This window comes from Dechloromonas agitata is5 (assembly GCF_000519045.1).
GTDB classification, from domain to species: Bacteria; Pseudomonadota; Gammaproteobacteria; order Burkholderiales; family Rhodocyclaceae; genus Azonexus; species Azonexus agitatus.
Genome location: NZ_KI912532.1, coordinates 1,819,460 through 1,836,733, shown reverse-complemented (window position 1 = coordinate 1,836,733; position 17,274 = coordinate 1,819,460). Strand labels below are relative to the sequence as shown.

The 17,274-nt window shown below is 64.9% G+C and carries 12 protein-coding genes and 1 other RNA gene; 1 reads left to right on the top strand and 12 read right to left on the bottom strand.

Going from position 1 to position 17,274, the window contains the following annotated elements; all coding sequences use genetic code 11:
* Nucleotides 1-8 precede the first annotated feature (8 nt).
* The 7 genes from ffs to K420_RS18525 all read right to left on the bottom strand — a co-directional run bounded on the left by ffs (nt 9) and on the right by K420_RS18525 (nt 9,149).
* Nucleotides 9-107, bottom strand: an RNA gene (gene ffs / locus K420_RS20115) — signal recognition particle sRNA small type.
* Nucleotides 108-196: 89 nt separating this feature from the next.
* The gene (aroG, locus tag K420_RS0109095; protein ID WP_269746425.1) at nt 197-1,300 is read right to left on the bottom strand and encodes a 3-deoxy-7-phosphoheptulonate synthase AroG; all 1,104 of its coding nucleotides are present in this window, start codon (nt 1,298-1,300) and stop codon (nt 197-199) included.
* A 161-nt stretch (nt 1,301-1,461) separates the two neighbouring features.
* Nucleotides 1,462-2,244, bottom strand: coding sequence for a type IV pili methyl-accepting chemotaxis transducer N-terminal domain-containing protein (locus K420_RS0109090; protein WP_051453277.1), 783 nt, complete (start codon nt 2,242-2,244; stop codon nt 1,462-1,464).
* A 101-nt stretch (nt 2,245-2,345) separates the two neighbouring features.
* Nucleotides 2,346-2,879, bottom strand: coding sequence for a c-type cytochrome (locus K420_RS0109085; RefSeq protein WP_232422830.1), 534 nt, complete (start codon nt 2,877-2,879; stop codon nt 2,346-2,348).
* Between the two features lie 115 nt (nt 2,880-2,994).
* Nucleotides 2,995-4,440 carry a metalloprotease TldD gene (tldD, locus tag K420_RS0109080; protein WP_027457783.1) on the bottom strand — a complete coding sequence of 482 codons (1,446 nt, stop codon included), beginning with the start codon at nt 4,438-4,440 and terminating at the stop codon, nt 2,995-2,997.
* 9 nt (nt 4,441-4,449) lie between these two features.
* The gene (locus tag K420_RS0109075) at nt 4,450-5,259 is read right to left on the bottom strand and encodes a carbon-nitrogen hydrolase family protein (protein ID WP_027457782.1); all 810 of its coding nucleotides are present in this window, start codon (nt 5,257-5,259) and stop codon (nt 4,450-4,452) included.
* Nucleotides 5,256-9,149, bottom strand: coding sequence for a YhdP family protein (locus tag K420_RS18525; RefSeq protein ID WP_198293821.1), 3,894 nt, complete (start codon nt 9,147-9,149; stop codon nt 5,256-5,258). The genes K420_RS0109075 and K420_RS18525 overlap by 4 nt, the downstream gene beginning before the upstream one ends.
* A 102-nt stretch (nt 9,150-9,251) precedes the next feature.
* Between K420_RS18525 and glnE the strand changes: the two genes are divergently transcribed.
* Complete coding sequence (gene glnE, locus K420_RS0109065; protein WP_027457781.1) at nt 9,252-11,966, top strand: bifunctional [glutamate--ammonia ligase]-adenylyl-L-tyrosine phosphorylase/[glutamate--ammonia-ligase] adenylyltransferase; 2,715 nt, start codon at nt 9,252-9,254, stop codon at nt 11,964-11,966.
* Between the two features lie 6 nt (nt 11,967-11,972).
* On the opposite strand, the gene K420_RS20110 is transcribed toward glnE, so the two are convergent.
* From K420_RS20110 to ybaL, 5 genes are all read right to left on the bottom strand, one after another.
* Nucleotides 11,973-12,593, bottom strand: coding sequence for a YXWGXW repeat-containing protein (locus K420_RS20110; RefSeq protein WP_084019602.1), 621 nt, complete (start codon nt 12,591-12,593; stop codon nt 11,973-11,975).
* Between the two features lie 167 nt (nt 12,594-12,760).
* Nucleotides 12,761-13,192, bottom strand: a complete 432-nt coding sequence (mscL, locus tag K420_RS0109055) for a large conductance mechanosensitive channel protein MscL (protein WP_027457780.1) — start codon at nt 13,190-13,192, stop codon at nt 12,761-12,763.
* Nucleotides 13,193-13,289: 97 nt separating this feature from the next.
* Nucleotides 13,290-14,447, bottom strand: a complete 1,158-nt coding sequence (locus tag K420_RS0109050) for a pyridoxal phosphate-dependent aminotransferase (protein WP_027457779.1) — start codon at nt 14,445-14,447, stop codon at nt 13,290-13,292.
* Nucleotides 14,448-14,496: 49 nt separating this feature from the next.
* The gene (locus tag K420_RS0109045) at nt 14,497-15,381 is read right to left on the bottom strand and encodes a universal stress protein (protein WP_027457778.1); all 885 of its coding nucleotides are present in this window, start codon (nt 15,379-15,381) and stop codon (nt 14,497-14,499) included.
* 40 nt (nt 15,382-15,421) lie between these two features.
* Nucleotides 15,422-17,128 carry a YbaL family putative K(+) efflux transporter gene (gene ybaL, locus K420_RS0109040; protein ID WP_027457777.1) on the bottom strand — a complete coding sequence of 569 codons (1,707 nt, stop codon included), beginning with the start codon at nt 17,126-17,128 and terminating at the stop codon, nt 15,422-15,424.
* Between the last annotated feature and the right edge of the window lie 146 nt (nt 17,129-17,274).

The following is a 17,274-nucleotide window of genomic DNA, read 5'->3' as shown; positions in this document are numbered from 1 at the left end:
AAAATGAAATTGGCGAGCCTAACCCCCGGCACTTGCAGTCAATGGCTGTGGCTGCTTCCTTCCGGACCTGACCAGGTTCACCACCCTGCAATGCGGGGAGACCCGCCGGGGCGAATTCTAGCACAGCCCTCGCCCCGGCAAGGGGCAAAAGCCGGAATTTAGTTGATCAAACCCCGGAAGGGAACGCCAGCACGGCTCACTCGGCGGCTTCGGCGACGCGACGCGCCCGCACGGCGGCGGCCAGGCGGTCAAGAACCACCATGCTGTCCTCCCAGCCGATGCAGGCATCGGTAATGCTCTGCCCGTAAGTCAGCGGCTTGTCCGGTGACAGATCCTGGCGCCCCTCGACCAGATGCGATTCGACCATGACACCGACGATGCGCTCATCACCGGCTGCCAACTGATCAGCGACGCTGTCGCAGACTTCCATCTGCAGCTTGTACTGCTTGCGGCTGTTGCCATGCGAGAAGTCGACCATCAGACGGGCAGCGAGACCGGCCTTGGCGACCTCCTGGCTGGCTGCCTCGACGCTGGCCGCATCGAAATTGGGCTCCTTGCCGCCGCGCAGGATGACGTGACAGTCCTCGTTGCCCATGGTGGACACGATGGCCGTATGCCCGGATTTGGTCACCGACAGGAAATGGTGTGGCGAGTTGGCGGCACGGATGGCATCGACCGCGATGCGCATGTTGCCGTCGGTACCGTTCTTGAAGCCTACCGGGCAAGAGAGGCCGGAGGCCAGTTCGCGGTGCACCTGCGACTCGGTGGTGCGCGCCCCGATGGCACCCCAGGCGATCAGGTCGGCGGTGTATTGCGGCGTGATGGTATCGAGGAATTCGGTCGCACACGGCAGGTCGAGTTCGTTGATTTCGAGCAGGATGCGACGCGCCAGGCGAAGGCCTTCGTTGATGCGGAAGGTGTTGTCCAGGCGCGGATCGTTGATCAGGCCCTTCCAGCCGACCGTGGTGCGCGGCTTCTCGAAATAGACCCGCATGACGACGATCAGGTCATCCTGGTATTTTTCGGCCTCCCTGGCCAGTTTCTTCGCGTAATCCATCGCCACGTCGTAATCGTGGATCGAGCAGGGACCGATGACGACGAGCAGGCGATCGTCCGCACCATGCAAGACACGATGGATGGCCTGCCGGGCATTGTAGGTGGTCTGCGCCGCACGATTGGACAGCGGATACTCGCGGAAGACGTGGGCCGGCGGAACCAGCTCCTTGATCTCGCGGATGCGGACGTCGTCGGTATTCGGTTTACTCGTTTGCGTGCTGTGCGGCGTCATGGCCAGACCCATTCAGGAATTGCAGAAAGGCCTGCATTCTACCGGATCAGTCCGGGCGATTCGACCTCATCCACCACCCCAAGCGCCACAGCAGCGCCGCGCCCCAGGCCACCGAGATATCGCGCCAACCGGAAAATCGGGCGCCCTCGACGATTGTCGCTGCGCCCCGATTGTTATTTCGGCAGCTTCTCGTAAAGGCCGACGACGAGTTCCATTTCTTCCAGGATGCGCTCACTGGTTGTCGCCACGGCCAGCTGCGGACGCTTGTCGGTGCCACCCTTCTGGCTGAGGGCATTTTCGAAGAAGAACCACTGCTGCTTGACCAGCTCCAGGCCATCCTTGATCTGCGCGGTATTGCTAGGAGCAGCACCGAGCTCCTTGAGGGCCTGGTTGAACTCCTTGCGCGCCGTCTCCAGATTTGTCGCCCCGTTGGTGTCGCCAACGCCCCAGGCTGCCGCCTGGTAGAACTTGGCCATCCGTTGCGACAGCATGCGCTGGCGACCCGACAGGTTGACCAGGCGTCCAGCCGACGAGGCACCATGCTTCTCGAGCTGTACCGTTCCCTGCTGGGCAAGGGCCAGGACATCCTCGGAGAGCGCCAGCACCTTACGGCCATTTTCCGGCGAAGGGGACTTGCCGATCAGGTAGTCCTTGTAGTCGAGCCAGGCTTTTTCCAGATTGACGTAGGTCGTCTTGATCTCGGGAGTCGGTGCGTAATTCTTCAACTCGACCAACTGGCGGTCGAAGGCCGTGACGGAAGCATCGAGCACCTTCTTGCTGCGCTCGACATCGACACCCTGGCCAATCTGGAAATAAGCCTTGGCCATGCGCTGTGACAACATGCGCTCGCGACCGGCCTTATTGATCGCCGAATTGATGTCATTGATCTGGGCCACGGCGTTGCCGCCGGACAGCCCAAGAATGAAGACAAGAAAAACACCCAGAATGGTCTTCAAGAAGGCCTCCGCTCGCCACATTGTCGAATTCGGGAATTATTCTCCACGCAGCAGGGGCAGCCATGATTTGTATCAACAATGTCACACAAACCCGCAACATTTCATGGCATTTGCGTAAGGTACTGAGCGATCGCCGCGATATCGTCGTTCTTCAGCGGGGCGGTCGCAATGGCCATCAATTGGTTGTTGCGGATGCCCGTGCCATCTCGGTAGCGAGCAACCGAAGTCTGCAGATAAACGGCATTCTGCCCGGCCAGGCGGGGGTAAAGATCGTTGCCGCGCGCCAGTTCACCATGGCAGCGGACACACAATTTGGCGTACAGATCCTTGCCGCGGGCGGCCTGCGCCGCGTTGGCCTTTGTCGGCGGAGCGGCCTGCGCCGCATAGAACAGCGCCATCTGGACGCGCTCCTCGTCCTTCAGCACCTTGATCAAACCCTGCATGAACGCATCCTGGCGTTCGCCGCTGCCAAACTTGCGAATCTGCTCGAGCAGGTAGGCCGGATTCTGTCCTGCCAGGTTGGGTACTTCCGGCGTCTTGCTGATGCCGGTTTCGCCGTGACAGTTGGCGCAGAAGAAGGATGCCTTGCGCCCGGCCTCGATGGCTGCCTTGAGGGCAACCGGATCACCCTGCACAGCGTTCAATCGCTCCACAGCAGCCGGCTGAGCCGAGGCCGAAACACTTGTTACCAGAAAACCGATTGCCCAGAGCAGCGTCCGCACAGGTCACCTCCAACTAAATGACTAGTCATTATGCAGTACCCCCCACGGTCAGTCCATCGATTCGCAGCGTGGGCTGGCCGACACCAACCGGTACGCTCTGACCATCCTTGCCGCAAGTGCCAACTCCCGGATCGAGCTTGAGATCGTTACCGATCATACTGACGCGGGTCAGCGCATCCGGGCCGTTGCCAATCAGCGTCGCCCCCTTGATCGGCCGCGTCACCTTGCCATCCTCGATCAGGTAGGCCTCGCTCATCGAGAAAACGAACTTGCCGCTGGTGATATCGACCTGGCCGCCACCGAAATTGGCCGCGTAGATGCCCTTCTTGACCGAGGCGATGATCTCCTGCGGATCGTGCTCGCCGGCCAGCATCATGGTGTTGGTCATGCGCGGCAGCGGCAGGTGGGCGAAGGATTCGCGGCGGCCGTTGCCGGTCGGCGCAACACCCATCAGGCGGGCATTCAGGCTGTCCTGCATGTAGCCCTTGAGGATGCCGTCCTCGATCAGCACATTGCGCTGGGTCGGGTTACCTTCGTCGTCGAAATTGAGCGAACCGCGCCGGTCAGCGATTGTGCCGTCGTCGATCACGGTGACGCCCTTGGCCGCGACGCGCTGGCCGATGCGGCCGCTGAAGGCGGAACTGCCCTTGCGGTTGAAATCGCCCTCCAGGCCGTGGCCGACTGCTTCGTGGAGCAGGATGCCGGGCCAACCGGAACCGAGGACGACGGTCATCTGTCCGGCCGGCGCCGGCGCGGCGTGCAGGTTGACCACCGCCTGATGCACGGCTTCCTTGGCGTAGCGTTGCAGGATTTCGTCATCGAAATAAGCGAAGTCGAAACGGCCGCCGCCGCCCGCCCCACCCTGCTCCCGCTTGCCGTTTTCTTCGACGATGACCGATACCGAGCAGCGCACCAGCGGCCGGATGTCGGCCGCCAAGCGGCCATCGGAACCGGCGACAAGAACCACCTCGTATTCGCCGGCCAGCGAGGCCATGACCTGCACGACGCGCGAATCGATGGCCCGGGCATAGCCTTCCAGACGCTCAAGCAGCCTGACCTTGGCGTCGGCCGGCAGTGACGCGATGGGGTCGTTCGGCACGTACAGCGAATGCGCCGCCTTGACTGCCTGCAGGGCCGGCAGGGTTCCCGCCTGCCCGGCTGCGGCGATGGCGCGCACGGCATGGGCGGCATCGCCCAGGGCACGGGCGCTGATGTCGTCGGAGTAGGCGAAGGCTGTCTTCTCGCCGGAAATGGCGCGCACGCCAACGCCCTGGTCGATGTTGAAGCTACCCGACTTGACGATGCCTTCGTCCAGGCTCCAGGCCTCGGAGCGGGAATACTGGAAATAGAGGTCGGCGTAATCGACCTGGTTCTTGAGAATCTGGCCAAAGGTGCGCGACAGGTCCGCTTCGCTCAGCGAAAAGGGGGTCAGCAGCAGGGATTCGGCTTGCGCCAGGGCGCTCGGTTGGGTCATGGAACTTCCTTACAGTTTGCGATGGGCGAGGGCGGGCAGGCTCTCGCGGATTTCGGCGATACGCTGGTGGTCGAGGTCGGCGATCACGACGCCCGGCCCTTTCAGCTTGCGGTCGAGGATTTCACCCCAGGGGTCGACAATCATGCTGTTGCCGTGGGTCAGGCGGCCGCTTTCGTGCTTGCCGCCTTGTCCGACCGCCAGCAGATAGCATTGGTTCTCGATCGCCCGCGCCCGGAGCAGGATTTCCCAGTGCGCCCGGCCGGTGGTCTCGGTGAAGGCGGCCGGCACCAGGATCAGATCGACCGGCGCGAGCGACCGGTACAACTCGGGAAAACGCAGGTCGTAACATATCGACAGGGCGACCCGGCCGTAGGGGGTATCGACGGCGACAACCTGCTCGCCGGCTTCGATGAAGGCGGCTTCGTCATAGGCTTCGGCGCCCTTGCGGAAGCCGAACAGGTGAATCTTGTCGTAGCGCGCCACGCATTCGCCGGCCGGGTTGTAAACCAGGCTGCTGTTGCGCATCTTGTCCGGCACCGAGGCGACCAGCGGCAGGGAACCGGCGAACAGCCAGACGTTATGCCGCTGCGCCGTTTCGGCCAGCCAGGCCTGGATCGGCCCGTTGCCATGGGGTTCGCAGGCCCGCACCCGGTCGGCATCGACGGCGCCGATGATCGGGAAGTACTCGGGCAACACGACCAACTGGGCGCCCTGCGCCACGGCGTCTTCGATCAGGCGACCGGCCGTCGCCAGGTTGTCGCCAACACGCGGCCCGGAAACCATCTGGATGGCGGCGATCCGGCAATTCTGCTTGCTCACGGTTTATTGTCCTCGTCTGGATTCGGTTGGGTACCAGCCGGCGTCTCGGCGGCCTTGCCGACCTGCGGATCGGCCCAGGTGCCGGTGACATGATAGCGGTAGCTGAACAGGCGGTTGAGCGGTTTCTGCAGCACCGTGTTGGCAACCAGTGCCGCGGCGCCGACCACCGGGTTGACCAGTGCCGCCGTGCCGACCGCGGCCAGGCCGCCCAGTTCGGGGCGCACCGTGACGTGCAGGTCCTGCGTTTCGTTCTTCAGATCCGTCTCGCCGGTCATTTCGATTTGTGCCGCCGGCCCGGAGATGCGCAGCGGATCGGTGGTGCGCATGATGCCGCGACGGATGGCCAGCTTGCCCTCGATGCTGTCGAAGGCCAGGCCGTCGCTGAAGATGTCGCGAAAATCGAGGGTCAGGCGGCGCGGCAGCGACTGCAGCGAGATCAGACCGAGCAACTTGCCGACGCCGGGCTCCAGCTTGTTGAACTGGCCTTTGTCGACGGCCACGTTGAGCTGGCCACTCAGGGTCGGATAGTGGATTCCGGTCAGCGGGCCGCTCCATTGCAGGTCGCCGGTCAGCTTCGCGCTGCCCCGCCGCACGGCATCGACGTAACCAAGACGGTCGAGCAGCTTGCCGACATCCTTCGCCGTCAGTTCGAAATCGAGCCGGGTCAGGTGGCGGCCGGTGTTGTTCCAGATCCCCTTGCCCTTCAGGATGCCATCCGGATTCTGCAGGCTCAGCGCATCGAGGTTCCACGCTCCCTTGTCGTTGCGCGCTTTCAATTCCAGCTTGCCCAGCGCCCGCTCGCCGATCTGCAGGTCATCGACGCTCAGGCTCATCCCGGGCAGCGCATTGATCAGGGTCGTGCTGCCCTCGGCCACTTCGGCGGCCGGCCGCAGGACCAAGCGCTTGAAATTGCCCTCGACCCAGCCTTCGCCGGCACTTTTCCAGAACACGTCGCCGATCGCCTCACGGGTATTCAGCCCGATCTGCCAGCCGCCATCACGCGGCCGCAGGCTGGTTTCGACCTGATTGAAATCGCGCTCGAAAATGCGCAGCAGCGGCGTCTTCAAGGTCAGTACATTGAGCGCCAGCCCCCCCGAATCGGTTCCATTGGCCGCACCGCCGTTCTCCGGCAGGTAATTCTTCCAGGCATCGGCATCGATACGCGGTGTCGCGACACGAATGGCCAGCCCCTTGTCGGGCAGGCGCGGCTCGGCTTCGCCAACGGCGAAAACACCCCGCTCCCAGGCGCCCTGCCGCTTGACCATGATGCCCTGGCCAACCTTGCCGAGCACGATGCGGTACTGCTCGCGCAGGGCATCCGGCATGGTCTGCTCAATACGCAGGGGCAGTGGCGTGTTCGCCGTCTTGTTCAGCGGTTCGGGCAGGGGTGAGCTGATGCCGACCAGGTCGGATTCGACAACCACCTCGGCCATCCGCTGGCGGATGCCGATGTCGGCCTTCCAGGCCGCCCCCCCGGTCAGATGATTGATCAGCGGCCAGCCGAAGTGACTGCTCACCTCCTTGATCTGGGCCGTGCCGCTGGCCTGGATACCGACCTTGCCGCCGACGCTGCGGACCTGCACCTTGAGCGGCCCGCCGAATACCCGGCCGACGATGTCCTGCGCCGTCGCCGTACTTTCCGTCAGCTGCAGGCGCCCATTGACCTGGGCGATGGGTGGCAGCCCGGCCAGCGGCTGCAACTGGTTGTTCTGGAAGCGGTAGTCGCCGCGCATCTTGGTATCGTGGGCGTGGCGCAGCGGGATATCGAGTTCCAGGTTCAGGCTGCCATTCCCGGCTGCCTTCATGTCGCGGGTGAAATGGTCGAGCGTCTCGCCGAGCGGGCTCTGTTCGATGAAGCGCAGGAACTCGCTGGTCGGCCCCTGGGCCAGGCCGCGCACCAGCAGCATTTCCTCATGCGACTCAAAATCGGGGATGCGCACCGTCACATCCGAGAGCGAAGCGCCCAGGATGCGGCCCTGGCTGGCGGCAATCTTCATCCCGGTGTCGAAACTCATGTCCGCCGCGATCCCGTCGATGGCCGGCCAGCCCGGCACGTAATCCACCCGGGCATCGGCCGCCTTGGCGGTGACCAGAAACTTGCCTCCCTTGCCGTCACGGAAAGGAAAATCGCGCAGATTGCCCTTGAGGACGAGGCGCCCGTCGTAGCCGCGCCCGCCGACCAGGCCGCGCCGCAACCAGGCACGCGCCTCACCGTTGACGACGTGCGGCATGTAGCGCCACACCGCCCGCGCATCGGCCCGGTCGACGCGCGCCGTCAGATCGATCTCGCCGGGACCATCACCGGTGTAGCGGTAATGCCCCTGCGCCGCCCCGGCTGCATCCGGCCCGGCGAATTCGAGTTTGTCGAGGCGGATGTCGGTCCCGTCCCGGCCATTCTTCCAGCTCGCCCGAGCCTTGAGTGCGGTCAGCGCAATGTCCGGCTCGGGAAAGACCGCCGGCAGGGAAAGGCCGGACTCGGCGGAGTCGATGATCAGGTCTCCGCCTTTCTCGGTCAGGTCGATGTTGCCAGACAGTCCGGCGGCACCGGGGAAGTAACCGCCCGCCCGCAGGCCCAGGTCGCGGAAACCGGCCCGCAAGCTGTAGCGGCTCAGGGTGTCGCCGGCCAACGTCCAGCCGGCACGCAATTCGACAATATGGCCCTGCGGCTGGTGGGTTTCGAGCAGCTGCCGGCTGCGGGCATCGAGCGGCATGTAGGCTGCCAGCCGGGCCAGAATGGCCAGATCGAGGAAACTGGCGCTGGCATTGCCGTTGACGGCGCCCGATTGCGCCGCCTGCCGCCATTCGAGCTTGAAATCGGTCGGCGCGACACGTACACCGTCCTGCGTCAGCAACTCCACCTTGTGCCCGGAAACCGCCCATTCGTCGGCCTTGTAGCGCCCCGCCAGACGGCCGCGCAGGCTGGCCAAATCGAGTTCCGGCAGCTTCTGGCCGAGGCGGATGCGCACTTCCTCCAGGGCGACATCGGCCGTCAGCTGCCCGGCCCCGTCGGCCAGATCGCCCCAGACGCGCAAGGCCCCGCGGCCCTGCGGCAAGGCCACCGGGTAATCGACCCAGGCCCGCCAGCCCGCCAGGTCGGCATAGTCCAGTTCAACGAAAACCTTGCCGGTCAGGTGTTCCAGTGCGTCACCCAGGTCGCCCCGGATTTCGCCCCGGATGTCGAGACGTGCCGCCAGATTCTCCGGCGGGGCGGCGGAGAGGCCGAAACGATGACGCCGGCCGCTGTTGTCGAGGGCCAGCTGGAGATCTTCGAGGACGAGCGGCGGCGCCTGGCGCAGGCGGTCCTCCCAGACGATGGTCGCATCGTGGATGCGGATGCGCTTCTGCTCCAGCACCCACTCGGCAAAGGCGGGATCGCTCTCGCCCTCGGAGGTCAGGCCGGCGATGGTCAGCTTGCCATTCGTTTCGCGCCGCACATGCAGCACCGGGCCGTCGAAGGCGAGCAGCGCCAGGGTTGGCCGACCACGCCATAGACTGTGCCAGGACAGCACGCCTTCGACGCGGGTCAGCGAAAAGGCCGCCCCCCCCTGATGGTCGGCGACGACCACGTCATCGAGCACGAGATCGGGATTCAGCCCCTGCCAGCGGGCTTCGATGCGGCCGATGCGCACCGGCTGGCCGACCGCCTGGCTCGCCGCCTGCTCGATGGCCACCCGGTAGTCGGCCACCCGCGGCAGCACAACATGGCGCAGGACGAGGATCAGCCCGGTGAAAGCCAGCCAGGCAGCAAAGAGCAGCCAGCCTGTCCAGCGCAGGGCGCGCGCGAAACCCGGCCGGGCCAGCAAGGGCCACAGCCAGTACAGACGGCGATAGGCCGCCCGGCGAACTTCCTGCCGGGTCAGGCCGGAATCGTGAAGCAAAGGCTCATTCACCGGCAAAACCGCTTTGCCATGGGGGGTAATAGCTCACTACAATCGGGTGATCGCGAAAACCATCATTCTATCCTTTCCGGATACACCGCCGCCCCCGATCCCATGACACCCCCTCTCGACCCCCGCTGGCAGCGCGCCCTCGACCACAGCCGCTACTTGAGCAACCTGTTCTATGCCCGGCCGGACCTGATCCCGGAGCTGGCCGCCACCTGGGAGGCGCCGCTCTCCGAGGAATTGCTGCAGGCACCGCTGCGCCGCGACTTCGCCGACGACGATGCGGTGCGCAGCACATTGCGCCGCCTGCGCCAGCGGGCGATGGCCCATATCGAGCTGCGCGACCTGTGCGGCCTGGCGCCGCTCGCCGAAGTGGTCGAAAGCATGACCCTGCTGGCCGACGTGACAACCAATTTCGCACTCGACCATTACCACCGCCAGCTGGTCGAGATGTTCGGCGAACCGCTCGACAGGCAGGGCCGGCCGCAGCGTCTGATGGTCGTCGGCATGGGCAAGCTCGGCGGACGCGAACTGAACGTCTCGTCCGACGTCGATTACATCTTCATCTACCCGGAGGATGGCGATACCGCCGGCGCCAAGAAGAGCATCGAGAATTTCGACTTCTTCAACCGCCTCGGCAAGCGCGTCATCCAGGCGCTCGGCGATGTCACTGCCGACGGCCAGGTCTTCCGCGTCGACATGCGCCTGCGGCCAAACGGTGATTCCGGCCCCCTGGTCTGCTCGCTCGACGGACTGGAAAACTATTTCGTTACCCAGGGCCGCGAATGGGAGCGCTACGCCTGGATCAAGGCGCGGGTCATGAACAGCGGCCCGAACGCCGCCGGCGAGGCGATGGCGGGCTGGATCGACGCCTTGCAGCGTTGCGCCCGCCCTTTCATCTTCCGCAAGTACCTCGATTTCGGTGCAATCAACGCCATGCGCGACCTGCATGCCCAGATTCGTCGCGAAGTGGCGCGCAAGGACATGGCCGAGCACGTCAAGCTCGGCCCCGGCGGCATCCGCGAAGTCGAGTTCATCGCCCAGGTTTTCCAGCTCATCCGCGGCGGCCGCGACCCGGCGCTGCAGATCCGCCCGACGCTGGCCGTCCTTGCCCTGCTGGCCGAACGCAAGCTGATCCCGGTCGAAACCGAACAGGAACTGCGTGAGGCCTACGTCTTCCTGCGCCGGCTGGAACATCGCCTGCAGTATGTCGAGGACAAGCAGACGCATATGCTGCCGGAGGACCCGGCCGAGCGGGAGAAGATCGCCCGCAGCATGGATTTCGCCGACTGGAATGCGTTGCTCGCCGTGCTCAACCAGCACCGGGAAATCGTCAGTCGCCATTTCGAGGCCGTCTTTTCCGACCCCGAAGCGGGCGAGCACCCCCTGACCGGACTGTGGCTGGGGCAACTGGACGAGGAGACCGCCCTCGAAGGCTTCGGCAATCTCGGCTTCCGCCACCCGAAGGACGCCATTGCCCGCCTCGCCGACCTGCGCGCTTCCAGCCGCTACCAGCAACTCCCCGCCGCCAACCGCTCGCGCCTCGACGCCGTCGGCCCGCGCCTGATCGAGGCGGCGGGCGCCACCACCGACCCGGACACGACCCTGGCCCGCGGCATCGGCTTCCTTGAACACATCGCCCGGCGCGGTGCCTATCTGGCGCTGCTCCAGCAGTATCCGATGGCCTTGCGCCGCGTCGCCGACATGATGTGCGCCTCGCACTGGGCAGCCGACTACCTGAACCGCTACCCGCTGCTCCTCGACGAGCTGCTCGATCCGCGCCTGTACGAAATCGCCACCGACTGGACCGGCTTCCGCGAGAACCTGCGCGCCACACTGGCCCAGAACGTCGGCGACACCGAGCGGGAAATGGACATCCTGCGCGAAATGCACCACGCCCAGGTCTTCCGCCTGCTGGCCCAGGACCTCGCCGGTCTGCAGACCATCGAACACCTGTCCGATCACCTGACCGAACTGGCCGATACCCTGGTCCAGGAAACCCTGCCACTGGTCTGGGGGACGATCAAGAAGCGGCATTGCGACACGCCGAAATTCGCCGTCATCGGCTACGGCAAGATGGGCGGCAAGGAACTCGGTTACGCCTCGGACCTCGATCTCGTCTACCTGTTCGACGATGACGCAATGGACGCCGAGGAAAACTACACCCGCCTTGGTCAGCGCCTGAACAGCTGGCTGTCCAACCAGACGCCGGCCGGCATCCTGTTCGAGACCGACTTGCGCCTGCGCCCGAACGGCGACTCGGGGCTGCTCGCAGTCTCGGTGGATGCCTTCCGCGATTACCAGCTCAAGAACGCCTGGACCTGGGAACACCAGGCGCTGACCAGGGCACGCTTCTGCGCCGGCGACCCGGCCGTTGGCCAGCGTTTCGAGGCGATCCGCACCGAAATCCTGCGCCTGCCGCGCGACCTGGCAAAGCTGAAGGAAGACGTCGTCGCCATGCGGCAAAAGATGTATGCCGCCCACGCCCTGAACAGCGAGACCGACTTTGCCCTGAAGCACGATCCGGGCGGCATCATCGACGTCGAATTCATCGTCCAGTATCTGATCCTCGGCCATGCCCACCAATACGCCGAACTGACCGGCAACCTCGGCAACATCGCGCTGCTGCGCATTGCCGGCGAACTGGGGCTGATCGATCCGGCACAGGCCCAGACGGCCGGCAACGCCTATCGCGAATACCGCCGCCTGCAGCACGCCCGACGCCTGTCGGCCACGCCCAAAGCGCCGATTCCGCGCGAAGAGGTGGAAACGCACATCGCTGCCGTCAGTACGCTTTGGCAGGCGGTATTCGGCAACGCCTGAGGTTGCTCAGCGGTCGTCGTCCTTGTTGCGGCGGCCTCTTCCGTCGCCGCGCTCACCCCGGTCGCGGTCATCCCGCTTGATGTCCGGGCCGCGTGGCGGTGGCGGCGTCGCCGGGCGCAGATCGGGCTGACCGCGCGTCTCGCGGTTGATCTCCCGGCCGGGCGGCGGACCGTCCATGTCGCGTCGCGGCAACGGGGCCGGCGCCTGCTGCGGCGGCTGGTAATTACGCTCCTGGCGGTATTGCGGCATCGGCTCCGGGCGCGGTGGTTCGTAACGCGGCGGCGGTGGCGGCGGATTCCCGCGTGGGGCCCGGTCATCGCGATCCCAACGTCCTTCATGCTGCCGCCAGTGGTTGCCCTCGCGCTCCCAGCGGGGCGCAACCCAGCGATAACCAGGTCTCGGCGCCTCCCAGCGCCCCGGCACCCACTCGTAGCGCTGGCCGATCCATGTCCAGAAACCACCGATCCAGATGTAGCCGACGATAGGCGGATAACCGGGATATTCAACACGCGGCGGTGGCGGCTCGATATAGACCGGTTCGCGATAAACCGGGGCCGGCGCCACGACACAGCCGGAGAGCATCGCCATGCCGGCCAGCAGCGCTGTAATCAGTGTCTTGCTCTTCATGATGGATACCCCGCTCAGCAAATGGTCATGTTGAGCATAACGCCCCGCCCGGACCTTGGATAGACGAAGCACCGCCGATTTTACGATTTGTTGCAGACCTGACGGCAGCCCGTGATGTAAACAAGCAAGGCCGCCCGCAGGCGGCCTTGCAGCGGGGCTCGGATGCCTTACTTCTTCAGCGAATCGCGGATCTCGCGCAGCAGCACGATGTCTTCCGGCGTCACCGGCGGCGCTTCCGGAGCCGGCGCCGGCTCCTCGGCCTTGCGCAGGCGGTTCATCTGCTTGACCATCATGAAGATGATGAAGGCCAGGATGACGAAATTGACCACGATGGTCAGGAAGGAACCGTAGGCGAAGACGGCGATACCGGCCTTCTTGAGATCGGCCAGCGTGGTCAGGTTGTTCGGGTTGTCGCCGAGCACGACGAACAGGTTGGAGAAGTCGAGCTTGCCGACAACACGGCTGACCAGCGGCATGATCAGGTCACCGACGATCGAGTCGACGATCTTGCCGAAGGCGCCGCCGATGATGACACCCACCGCGAGGTCCATGGCATTGCCCTTGACAGCAAATTCCTTGAATTCCTGAATCATTCCCATACTGTTTTCTCCGTCGATTGCAATGAAGTTATTGGTGGATTGATTATTTGCCCCGCCCGCAACGCGGGTCAAGCATTTTTCATAATGCCGGGTTTCCTTACCAGGCTTTGCAAAGCCGCTCGACAGCGGCTTCCAGCGTTGCTTCGCGCTTGGCGAAGCAGAAGCGGACCACCTGGTCGTCGCGCCCGTCGGCATTGAATACGGAAACCGGAATCACCGCCACGCCGACCTCGCGCGTCAGCCACTCGGCGAAGGCACGGTCGGGCAGGTCGGACATGCCGGCATAACGCGCCAGTTGAAAATAGGTACCGCGACAGGGCAGCAACGTAAAGGGCGTCGCCGCCATCAACTGCCGGAAATGGTCGCGCTTAGCCTGGTAGAAGGCGGCCAGACCGAGATGACGGGAAGCGTCCTGCATGTATTCGGCGATGGCCAGTTGCGACGGTGCATGTACGGTGAACACGTTGAATTGGTGCACCTTGCGGAATTCCGCCATCAGCGCGGCGGGGCCGACAACGTAGCCGATCTTCCAGCCGGTGATGTGATAGGTCTTGCCGAAGCTCGACACGACAATGCTGCGCACCGCCAGTTCGGCATGCGCGCACAGGCTGGCGTGCCGCTCACCGTCGAAGACGATGTGCTCGTACACCTCGTCGGACAGGATCACGATGTCGGTGCCACGCACCAGGCCGGCCAGCCGATCGAGATCGGCGGCGGTGAGCAGGCTGCCGGTCGGGTTGTGCGGCGAATTGACGATGATCATCCGCGTCCGCTCATTGATCAGGCCGCGCACCTGGTCCCAGTCCGGCGCATAGTCCGGGAATCTCAGCTGGGCGAAGACGGCCTGGCCGCCGACCGTTTCGATGGCCGGCACGTAGCTGTCGTATACCGGCTCGAAGACGATGACCTCGTCGCCCGGCCGGACGAAGGCGGCGATGGCGGTGAAGATCGCCTGCGTCGCCCCCGCTGTCACCGTCACCTCGGACTCGACATCGAAGCGCGGGCCGTACAACGTCGCCACCTTGTCCACGATGGCCTGGCGCAGTTCCGGCAGGCCGCCCATCGGGGCGTACTGGTTGCGGCCGGCCAGCATGTGGCGATGCACGGCGTCGAACAGGGCCGGCTCAGCCTGGAAATCGGGGAAACCCTGCGACAGGTTGACGGCGCCGCACTCGGTGGCGAGGCGGGACATGACGGTGAAGATGGTCGTCCCCATGGCGGGGAAGCGGGAATCGATGCGGATCGGCGTTTCCATGATGCGGCTCGGGCAAGGCTGGACAAGGGTCCCACTATGCCACAGCGGCTCAGACGGCAACGAGGACGTCGTTCTGCGATTCGGCCAGGATGTGCTTGGTCGTGCTGCCGAGGAGGAGTTCCTCGAATACCCCTTCGCCATGCTTGCCGACCACGATCAGGTCGCAGTCGGATTCCTGCTCCTGTTCCAGGATGCGCTGGGAAACGTCGCCCTGTACGACCAGGCTGTTGATTCGCGAACGATCGATGCCGCTCTCCTCGACCAGGCGATCGAGCCGGGTACGCGCCTGGCTGGCGGCCAGGCTGCGGTAGTGGGCGATCTTCGCATCATCCACGCCGGCATAGCGCAATTGTCCCTCGAACGGCACGTCGTAGGCGTGCATCACGGTCAGGCTGGCGTTCGGGACCAATGCGGCGGCCAGGCGGAGGGTTCGGGCCGCGATGGGAGAAAAATCGACCGGCACCAGCAGGTGGCGGTAGGGTTCGTGCGGCGGCTGCTTGACCACCAGCACCGGGCAGCGCGCCGAACTGAGCAGGCGTTCAGCGGTGGAACCGAGCAGGATGTGGCGCAGGAAACTGGCGCCGCGGGCGCCGAGGACCAGCAGATCGGCCGGCAGCGCATCGGCCTCGGCCAGCAGACTAGGCAGCAGGTCGCCGATACCGACCGACAGCGCAGGCGCCACGCCGTAGCGCTGGTGGATCACCTCGCCCAGTCCGCGCAGGTCAAGACGCAAGCGATCGAGCAACTCCTGCTCGACATCGTCGTCACCAGCCGAAAGCAGCTGCCGCAACTGGTCGAGCGGCGCCCGGCTGGCGACATGCACCAGGGCGAGGCTGGCACCAATGCTCCCGGCCAGGGCCGCCGCCCGCTCTGCAGCATGGCGGGCCGGTGCCGACAGGTCGGTTGCCGCCAGGAAGTTGTTCAGTGTCGCCATCACGCGCTCCTTTCCGTTCGCCAAACCAGTCGCCCGGGCATCAGGCCCGGCCGGTGATCTCTCCGATCCGGCGCAAGACATGGCCAGCCATGCCACGCGCCAGTTCCTCCTCGCCGAAGAACACGATGCCGAGGTTTTCCTTGCGCCACAAGGCCGATTCCGCTTCGCTGTGCGTGCGCAGCACAATGTCGATGCCAGGATTGAGTGTACGGGCCGTCTCGACCATTTGCCGTACATTGACCGGATCGGGCGTGGCGACGACCAGCATGGCGGCATCGGCAATGTGCGCCTGGATCAGCACCGAGGGCTCGGCGGCATCGCCTGACACGGCCGGGATGCCCTGCTGGCGAAGATTCTCGACCAGTTCGCGGTTCTGTTCGGCGACGACGAAGGGGATCTCCTGCCGGCGCAGATCCTCCGCAATACGCTGGCCAACCCGGCCATAACCCACCAGCACCACTTGCCGCTCCAGGAACTTGCGCTCGGTGCTCATCGGCAGTTCGGCATAGGGATCCTCGCGCTGCTCGAGCTGGCGGGCGATGGCCGACTTGGCCAGCACCCAGCGGCGAAGTGGATCGATGGCCGAGAACATCAGCGGATTGAAGGCGATCGAAATCAGCGCTCCGGCCAGGACCAGGCTCATGCCTTCGGCCGACATCAGGCCGAGCGCTTGGCCGAGGCCGGCCAGAATGAAGGAGAACTCGCCGATCTGGGCCAGGCTGGCGGCGACGACCAGCGCCGTATTGAGCGGATAGCGGAAGGCGAGGACCAGGGCCAGCGCGGCAAGTGTCTTGCCGAGCATGATGATGGCGACGACACCGAGGACGCGCAACGGCTGCTCGACCAGGATCGCCGGCTGGAAGAGCATGCCGACCGAAACGAAGAAGAGCACCGAGAATGCGTCGCGCAGGGGCAGCGACTCCTCGGCGGCGCGATGGCTGAAGGACGATTCCCGCATCACCATGCCGGCAAAGAAGGCGCCCAGCGCGAACGAAACGCTGAACAGATGGGCCGCACCGTAGGCAATGCCGATCGCCGCGGCTACCACGGCCAGCGTGAACAGTTCGCGCGACCCCGTGCCGGCCACCTGCCAGAGCAGCCAGGGAATTACCTTGCGCCCGACCAGCATCATCAGGCCGATGAAGGCGCCGACCTGAAGCAGGGTCCAGGCTACCGTCATCCCCACCGAGCCGCCCGCCACGCCAGTGGCTGCCGCACCGCCCAGCATGCCGGCCAGCGGCGGCAGCAGGACGAGGACCAGTACGGTAGCCAGATCCTCGACCACCAGCCAGCCGACCGCGATGCGCCCGTTCATGCTGTCGAGCACGCCGCGTGCTTCCAGTGCCTTGAGCAGCACGACGGTACTGGCGCAGGAGAGCGACAGGCCGAACAACAGGCCATGCCCCCACTCCCAGCCCCAGAGCGTCGCCACCCCCAGGCCGAGCAGTGTCGCGCAACTCATCTGCACCACCGCACCGGGCACGGCGATGCGCTTGACGGCGAGCAGGTCGCCCATCGAGAAGTGCAGGCCGACACCGAACATCAACAACATCACGCCGATTTCGGAGAGCTGCGCGGCGAGGTGCACATCGGCGACAAAACCGGGCGTCGCCGGCCCGATCAGGATGCCGGCCACGAGATAGCCGACCAGGGCCGGCAGCTTGATCCGTTCGGCGATGAAGCCGAGTATCAGCGCTGTACCGAAGCCGGCGGCAAGGGTGGTGATGAGGGTGATATTGTGTTCCATGCGGCCTTTCTGCTTAACCCATAGTCTTTTAACATCGATTGCCGCCCCTGGCCACCCATCGGGGCGAAACGTCACTCAGCAAAAACCAGAGAATCACTTCGGCACCCTCCAGTACGCCTTGTTATTTTGATTGACCAGCGGAAGGC

Coding starts and splice junctions, on each gene's coding strand:
- aroG (WP_269746425.1), bottom strand. CDS start 1,300: ATGGGTCTGGCCATGACGCCGCACAGCACGCAAACGAGTAAACCGAAT.
- tldD (WP_027457783.1), bottom strand. CDS start 4,440: ATGACCCAACCGAGCGCCCTGGCGCAAGCCGAATCCCTGCTGCTGACC.
- glnE (WP_027457781.1), top strand. CDS start 9,252: ATGACACCCCCTCTCGACCCCCGCTGGCAGCGCGCCCTCGACCACAGC.
- K420_RS20110 (WP_084019602.1), bottom strand. CDS start 12,593: ATGAAGAGCAAGACACTGATTACAGCGCTGCTGGCCGGCATGGCGATG.
- mscL (WP_027457780.1), bottom strand. CDS start 13,192: ATGGGAATGATTCAGGAATTCAAGGAATTTGCTGTCAAGGGCAATGCC.
- K420_RS0109050 (WP_027457779.1), bottom strand. CDS start 14,447: ATGGAAACGCCGATCCGCATCGATTCCCGCTTCCCCGCCATGGGGACG.
- K420_RS0109045 (WP_027457778.1), bottom strand. CDS start 15,381: ATGGCGACACTGAACAACTTCCTGGCGGCAACCGACCTGTCGGCACCG.
- ybaL (WP_027457777.1), bottom strand. CDS start 17,128: ATGGAACACAATATCACCCTCATCACCACCCTTGCCGCCGGCTTCGGT.